This window comes from Streptomyces ficellus (genome assembly GCF_030406405.1).
In the GTDB taxonomy this organism is placed as follows: domain Bacteria; phylum Actinomycetota; class Actinomycetes; order Streptomycetales; family Streptomycetaceae; genus Streptomyces; species Streptomyces ficellus_B.
In genome coordinates this window covers 73,418-79,895 of the sequence record NZ_JAUEPL010000031.1, presented here as the reverse complement: position 1 = coordinate 79,895, position 6,478 = coordinate 73,418, and the positions used below count along the sequence as shown (strand labels likewise).

Sequence of the window (6,478 nt, the reverse complement as noted above, 5' to 3'; positions counted from 1 at the left end):
CGGGTTACTGACCTTAGCCAAACTCCGAATGCCGGTAAGTGAGAGCGCGGCAGTGAGACTGTGGGGGATAAGCTCCATGGTCGAGAGGGAAACAGCCCAGAGCATCGACTAAGGCCCCTAAGCGTACAGGAGGGCCCGGGCCCGCAGGCGGGACCACGGACGCGCTCAGCGAGGTGGCCGTCGCCGCGGCGGCGACGCGCGGCGCCACCCCGCCCGTCGGCTGGGCGGCCACGGCGGACCTCGGGGCGCCGGCCACCTTCGTACTGCTGCGGCACGGGGAGACGGCGCTCACGCCCGAGAAGCGGTTCTCGGGCAGCGGCGGCAGTGACCCGGAGCTGTCCCCGGTCGGGCGGCGCCAGGCCGACGCGGTCGCCGCCGTGCTGGCGGCACGCGGCACGGTCCAGGAGATCGTGTCGTCGCCGCTGCTGCGGTGCCGCCAGACGGCCGCGACGATCGCGGGGCGCCTCGGTCTGGACGTCCGCATCGAGGACGGTCTGCGGGAGACGGACTTCGGCGCCTGGGAGGGCCTGACGTTCGCGGAAGTACGGGAGCGGTACCCCGACGACCTGGACGCATGGCTCGCCTCGCCGAAGGCCGCCCCCACGGGCGGCGAGTCCTTCGCGGCGGTCGCGCGCCGGGTGGCAGCCGTCCGCGACCAGCTGACCGCCCGCTACGCGGGCCGCACGGTCCTGCTGGTCACCCACGTCACGCCCATCAAGACCCTGGTCCGCCTCGCCCTGGGCGCCCCGCCGGAGTCACTGTTCCGCATGGAACTCTCCGCGGCCTCACTGTCAGCGGTGGCGTACTACAAGGACGGCAACGCCTCCGTCCGCCTCCTCAACGACACCTCCCACCTCCGCTGACCCGGGCCCCCGGTCAGGGGCCCGGCGGCCGAGCCGGCGGTTTCGGGAGGGGCGGGGTGGGGCGGGCCGGTGGCACGGGCCTCGAACCTGGCGGCACCACCCGAATCCAGGTGGCTGCCTCCAGCCCCCCTGCCTGGTTGCCCTGATACAGACGTTTGAGTGAAAGCGCAGCCTTCCTCAGATGCCAGTCCGCCCCAGGTGTGCAAAAATCGCACACATGGAAGCGGTGCAGAGCTGGGACGAAGTGGGCGAGCGGATCGCTGAGGCACGCCTGGCCGCAGGTATGAGCCAGGGCGACCTGGCCTCCAAGGTAGGGCTGGATCGCACAGCCATGGTGCGCGTCGAAGCCGGGGACCGCCGTGTTTCCGCTCTTGAGCTTTCTCGTCTGGCGCAAGCGCTGGGCGTCCCTCTGGCGCACTTCCTCTCCCGTCCGCCGGCGCCTCTCGTGTCCCGTCGAGCCGCCCTGGAAGATGTGTCGGACGAGGCGACTCGTGCCAGCTACCGGCTCGACGCCTGGCTTGAGCAGCACGCTCGCAATGCTCATTGGCTCGTCGCAGAGGGCTTTCTCGCTCCTCCACGGCTGGACTCCTCCGTGCAGCGGACGGAAGGTCAGATTGACCCGGGTGCGCTCGCCGCGGCAGCCCGCGAGGCTGTGGACAAGCCATCGGGACCACTCGGGCCGATGGCGGACGTTGTGGAGCAGCTGGGTCTTTTCCTGACGGTCGTGGACGAGCCGGCCGAGGGAGCTTCACTCCTGCGAGACGGTTATGGCGTAGCTGTCATCAGCGGAGAAGCGCAGCCCGGACGGCGGCGGTGGACGGCTGCCCACGAGCTTGGACACCACCTTCTGCAGGACGAATACCACAGCGATGCTGGTGTGGCAGCCGGTCGGGATGAGCGCGAGCGGCAGATTGACCGGTTCGCTGAGTGCTTCCTCCTGCCTGCCCGGGACGTACAGGACGCGTGGCGGGAAGTCTCACCAGCCGAGAAGCCCAGGCCTGCCTTGCTTGCCTTGGCAGCCAACTATCGGATGTCGTGGAGCGCAGTAGTAAATCGCGTGCGTAATCTGGGGTTGATCGACAGCGCGGAAGCCAGACGGCAGAAGGCGAACTCGCCCACGCGTGGAGATTTCCTGGCCGCACTCGGCAAACAGCCCAACCCTGACCTTGAGACTGGTACGACCGGCAAGTTGTGGCGCAAGGCGGTGCTGAGCGCCTGGCAAGCAGGTGCCATCACAGCTCCACGCACAGTTGAACTGCTCTATGGCGCACTCACCGTGGACGAACTCCCCACCCGGAGCCTGGAGGAGCCACTGCCGTGAGTGCCGCCTCTGCCGCTGCAGGCTTGGCCGCCGGCTTACTTGCCTGGGATGCATCTCCTCTCTTTCACGCGATCAAGGCCGGCAAACTTGATGTGCTCGGCGATGCCGCCCGAACCTGGCAGGGCGGGCCACGGCGGAATGTGACCACCCAGACAGTGGTGGACGAACTCAGCACCTACGGGCTGAGCCTGGCGAGTGCCGATTGGCTGGAGATCGTACATGTCGATCACCTGAACGAGCTTACGGCCCTCGTGAAGTGGATGGATTGGGTTTCGGGCAGTAAGTCGAATCAGGGAGAAGCTACTGTCCTTGCATGGGCCGAGGTCAACGGCGCCATTGCGGTGATCGATGACGGAGACGCTCGGAGAATCGCTCGTAGGCACTCCCTCCCCGTCTGGGGATCACTTCGCGTGATAGCCACCGCTGTCAGCGAGGGGCACACGACGGAGTACGTGGGAAATAACCTGGTCGACGCATTGATCGGTAGTGGCGCACGCTACCCGTGCGGTCATGGTCAATTCATCAGCTGGGCCAAGCAGCACGGCCTGTTGTAGCTGACGACGCTCTGCTCAGGCCCGGGCGTGCCGACTTGGAGGGGTTGTCAGAGGAAGTCCTGCCAGAACGCGACGGTCGCTCTGGGGTTCCAATCGTCAGGGGTGTGCGCGTCGAAATCGTCGAACTCGTGGTTGATGTAGTCAGCCAGGTCGGTCCCGTAACAGATCATGTCGGTTCCCCAGATCGACAGGACTGGGTGGCCGTGAGACCCGCGGCCGGCGGGCAGGAATCGGTGCGCGCGTACGGGTACGAGCTTCGGCACCCGGGCCAGTGTCGCCCTGGCCGCGCGGACCGCGTCATCGGCACCTGCCGGCCGCTGTCCCCATCCTGGGTGCCAGTAACCATGCCGGACCGCCATGACGACCTCTTCGATCGGCCATTCAAGATGCTTCCGCAGGCTCACAGGGTCGCCATGACGCCAGTCAGGCCACGGGCTCTCCCACGTGGCCCCTTCCTCGGGCGGCTCCCTCACCGGCAACCCGGCAGCCAGGAAAGCGCGGTGGTCGTCGGCGAACTCGAATCCGTACTCTTCTTCAATGCGCCGGAACTCGGCGTCACTCAGGCCGGGCTCTATCTCACAGCAGTCGGCAACGGCCAGCAGATTCGCGGCCTGTGTCCCCAGCTTCATTCCCGCAGGCGTCATCACTCCTCGAACAGTAGCTCCCGAGGCCCTTGAGGTCGTGGGAATTGAGGACCGGTGACCTGGCACGGTGCCGGCAAGGACATGGCCTTCGCCAACAATGCCTCGGTATGCGACGCCTGAGATCAGAGCCCCCGGGTACGGTGCTCGTCGAGAATCTTGCGGGCGGCCCGCACAAGCTTCGCGTTGCCCTCTGCGGCCGAGCCGTCCGGCAACACCAATACGTCCTCCAGGCCGATCCGGGTGTCCAGTCCCAGGCCGGCTGCCGCTCGCAGCACGGGCCAGGCCCCGCCGTCTTCGCCATGCAGCAGCACAGCCACCGGGAGACCTTCCCCGAGCTCCCGGATCAGAGCCGTGGCCGTGGCCGCCGCCGTGCCCGGACCGGAATCGGTGACCTCGGCGAGCACGCGCAGCACCCGATGGGCCAGTGGCCAGGTACGGAACCGGCGGGCCCCATCGGTCCCCGACCAGATACCCGCCTCGATACCGACCCCACGCTGCAGCAGCACACCAGCCACTGCTTCAGCGCCTTCCTCGTGCCAGTTCACCGAGGCATGGTCGGGCAGCACCGTCCAAGACCGGATCAGCTCGACCCGCCGCCCCGGGTCCGGCACCGCCCACGCCCCTGTCGTGACCCCGACCCGCACCCTTTCCGGCAGGACGGCTCGCACCGCGCTCACCGCCGCACCCACTACGTGGGGCTCCAGTGAATCGAGACCATCGGCACCCTTGGGGTGAAGGTGCACGTCCTCCGCTCCAGCCCTCACCGCACGTACAGCCTCTGCCGCCAACTCGGCGGGCGTCACGGGGATCCAACGGCTCTCGCTCCGACTCCGTACTCCGTTCAGGCAGACCTGCAACATGGGCAGGACTCTGCCAGACGCTCGGACCATGAGCAGGCCCTGGACCGCGGCGCGGAGCCGGCGGTTCCGGAGGGGCGGGGTGGGGCGGGGTGGGGGAGAAAAGGCCGCGCGTCCGCCCCCGGCCCCGTAGCACCATCGGCCCATGACCTGGCATCTCACCCCGCACGTCGACGAGTTCCGCCGCGCCGCCGCCGCGTACCTCGAAGCGGACCCTGCCGGCTGCACCACGCTGCTCACCGTCACCGAGACGGTGCGGCGGCACGGGCTCCGGCCGGATGGGGACGACGATGACGACGCGCTGTTCGGGTGGTGGCGCCGCAGCCCGGGCGGCCCCGTCGAGGCCGCGTTCCTGCACACGCCGCCCGCGTACCCCATGCTCGGCCCCATGCCGGAGGAAGCCGCCCACGAGCTGGCGCGCACGCTGCGCAGGAGGCCACGCGTCCACGGCGTGCGGGGCGGTGACGGCGCCGCCCGGGCGTTCGCCGACGCGTGGACGGCCGCCGGTGAAGCGCCCGGCGCATGGACCGTCGCCCGCCGCACCCGCCTCTTCCGGCTCGGCACGCTGACGCCGCCCCACCCCGCCGCACCCGGCCGCGCGCGGCGGGCCACCCCCGACGACGTGCCGTTCGCCGCAGCCTGGATGCAACGGTTCGCCGCCGACATCGGCGAGGACGCCGCCGCCGACTACACCCGCAACGTCACCCGGCGCGTGGCGCACGGCGGCCTGTACGTGTGGGAGAGCGGCGACCGGCCCGTGTCCATGGCGGCCCACTCCCCGCTGGTGGCCGGGCAGTCCCGCGTCTCGCCCGTCTACACCCCGCCCGAGCAGCGCGGCCGCGGCTACGCGGGCGCCGTCACCACCGCCGTCGCCCGTGCGGCGCAGGCGGCCGGAGCGCGTCACGTGCTGCTCTTCGCCGACCTGGCCAACCCCACCAGCAACGCCCTCTACCAGCGCCTGGGCTTCCGCCCGCTGGCCGACCACCTCGACATCACGTTCAACCAACTCAGCCGGTAAGGCAGGACGCCTCACGCGCCGGCGCGTCCGCCGGCAGCATCCATGTGCCGCGCACGCAGCCGACGTTCGGCAGCGCCAGATGCGCGGGCGCCGACGCCGCCGAGATCCCGCCCGTGGGGCAGAAACGCGCCCGGGGGAGCGGCCCGGCGAGGGACGTGACGCCGAGCGCGGCCGGCGTACGCAGTGTGACCTGGATCGCCGGCAGCCCGCCCGCGACCAGCGCCCGCGCCAGCGGTACGGCATCGGCGGCGTCCTCCAGGACCACCACGGGCACGACGGGGGCGAGGCCGGCTCGGACGCGATGCGGTCACCGCGCCCATGCGGCCCGCCCCGTACACCACCGCAACGACCGTTGCACAAAGCGCAACGCGCACCCGCAACGCGCACCCGCAAAGTTCGCGCGCAGCGCCCAGCGTCAGTGGATCTCCTCCACCAGCACGTCCAGCGACCACGCCTTCCCGCGCCCCGCGCCCGGCGCCTCCGCCTCGACCACGTACCCGAGATCCCTCAGCGCCTCCACCAGCTCGGCGGGCGACCCGGGCGCGGTCCCCGCCTCGCTCAGCAGGCTCCGTACGATCCGGCCCTTCGTCGCCTTGTTGAAGTGGCTGACCACCTTGCGGGTCGGCGCGTGCAGCACCCGCACCGTCGCGGTACGCGCAGCGACCTCGCCCTTCGGCCGCCACGCCGCCGCGTACGCCGCCGACCGCAGGTCGAGGACCAGGCCGTCCCCGGCCGCCTCGGGCAGCACGGCCGCCATCGGCGTACGCCAGTACGCGCCCAGCGCGCCAAGCCCCGGCAGCTTCACGCCCATCGAGCAGCGGTACGACGGGATGCGGTCGTCCACCCGTACCGCGCCCCACAGCCCCGAGAACACCAGCAGCCACTCCCGCGCCCGCTCACGCGCCGCCGCGTCCAGCGTGGCCAGGCCCAGCGCGTCGTACAGCACGCCCGTGTAGATCTCCCCGGCCGGCCGCGCGCCCGCCGACCGCAGCCCGGCGTTCTTCGCGACCTCGCCGCGCAGCCCCTCGCTCAGCCCCAGGACCTCCCGCGCCTTCTCCTCGTCACCGGCGCACAGCTCCACCAGCTCCTCCAGCACGGTGGCCCGCGCGGCCGCGAGCCCCGGCAGCGACAGGGAGCCCGGCTCCAGCGGCGCGCCGCTCCCCGATGCGGCCTTTCCTTCCGAGGGCGGCAACAACACGAGCACGGTGGTTCTCCTTCAGT

General features: G+C 70.7%; 7 protein-coding genes and 1 pseudogene. 4 read left to right on the top strand and 4 right to left on the bottom strand.

Annotated elements, in window-relative coordinates; genetic code table 11:
• Window positions 1–188 precede the first annotated feature (188 nt).
• From QWM81_RS20215 to QWM81_RS20205, 3 genes and pseudogenes are all read left to right on the top strand, one after another.
• Window positions 189–863 (top strand): annotated as a pseudogene (locus QWM81_RS20215) (bifunctional RNase H/acid phosphatase); the annotation flags it as partial.
• A gap of 217 nt (window positions 864–1,080) precedes the next feature.
• The gene (locus QWM81_RS20210; protein ID WP_290113557.1) at window positions 1,081–2,184 is read left to right on the top strand and encodes a helix-turn-helix domain-containing protein; all 1,104 of its coding nucleotides are present in this window, start codon (window positions 1,081–1,083) and stop codon (window positions 2,182–2,184) included.
• Window positions 2,181–2,738 (top strand): PIN domain-containing protein, encoded by a 558-nt coding sequence (locus QWM81_RS20205; protein WP_290113556.1) that lies wholly within the window; start codon window positions 2,181–2,183, stop codon window positions 2,736–2,738. Before QWM81_RS20210 ends, QWM81_RS20205 begins: the two co-directional genes overlap by 4 nt.
• 47 nt (window positions 2,739–2,785) lie before the next feature.
• On the opposite strand, the gene QWM81_RS20200 is transcribed toward QWM81_RS20205, so the two are convergent.
• Window positions 2,786–3,382 (bottom strand): hypothetical protein, encoded by a 597-nt coding sequence (locus QWM81_RS20200; RefSeq protein WP_290113555.1) that lies wholly within the window; start codon window positions 3,380–3,382, stop codon window positions 2,786–2,788.
• A 122-nt stretch (window positions 3,383–3,504) separates the two neighbouring features.
• Window positions 3,505–4,242 (bottom strand): 3-keto-5-aminohexanoate cleavage protein, encoded by a 738-nt coding sequence (locus QWM81_RS20195; protein ID WP_290113554.1) that lies wholly within the window; start codon window positions 4,240–4,242, stop codon window positions 3,505–3,507.
• A gap of 142 nt (window positions 4,243–4,384) precedes the next feature.
• On the opposite strand from QWM81_RS20195, the gene QWM81_RS20190 reads away from it, so the two are divergent.
• Complete coding sequence (locus QWM81_RS20190; protein ID WP_290113553.1) at window positions 4,385–5,257, top strand: GNAT family N-acetyltransferase; 873 nt, start codon at window positions 4,385–4,387, stop codon at window positions 5,255–5,257.
• Here QWM81_RS20190 and QWM81_RS20185 read toward each other — a convergent pair.
• A complete protein-coding gene (locus QWM81_RS20185; protein WP_290113552.1) occupies window positions 5,247–5,531 on the bottom strand; it encodes a beta/alpha barrel domain-containing protein in 285 nt (94 codons plus the stop codon). The genes QWM81_RS20190 and QWM81_RS20185 overlap by 11 nt on opposite strands.
• 141 nt (window positions 5,532–5,672) lie before the next feature.
• Window positions 5,673–6,461 carry a peroxide stress protein YaaA gene (gene yaaA, locus QWM81_RS20180; RefSeq protein ID WP_290113551.1) on the bottom strand — a complete coding sequence of 263 codons (789 nt, stop codon included), beginning with the start codon at window positions 6,459–6,461 and terminating at the stop codon, window positions 5,673–5,675.
• Window positions 6,462–6,478: the final 17 nt, after the last annotated feature.

Excerpts from the sequence above, each read along its gene's own strand:
- QWM81_RS20210 (WP_290113557.1), top strand. The coding sequence starts at position 1,081 with ATGGAAGCGGTGCAGAGCTGGGACGAAGTGGGCGAGCGGATCGCTGAG.
- QWM81_RS20200 (WP_290113555.1), bottom strand. The coding sequence starts at position 3,382 with ATGACGCCTGCGGGAATGAAGCTGGGGACACAGGCCGCGAATCTGCTG.
- QWM81_RS20195 (WP_290113554.1), bottom strand. The coding sequence starts at position 4,242 with ATGTTGCAGGTCTGCCTGAACGGAGTACGGAGTCGGAGCGAGAGCCGT.
- QWM81_RS20190 (WP_290113553.1), top strand. The coding sequence starts at position 4,385 with ATGACCTGGCATCTCACCCCGCACGTCGACGAGTTCCGCCGCGCCGCC.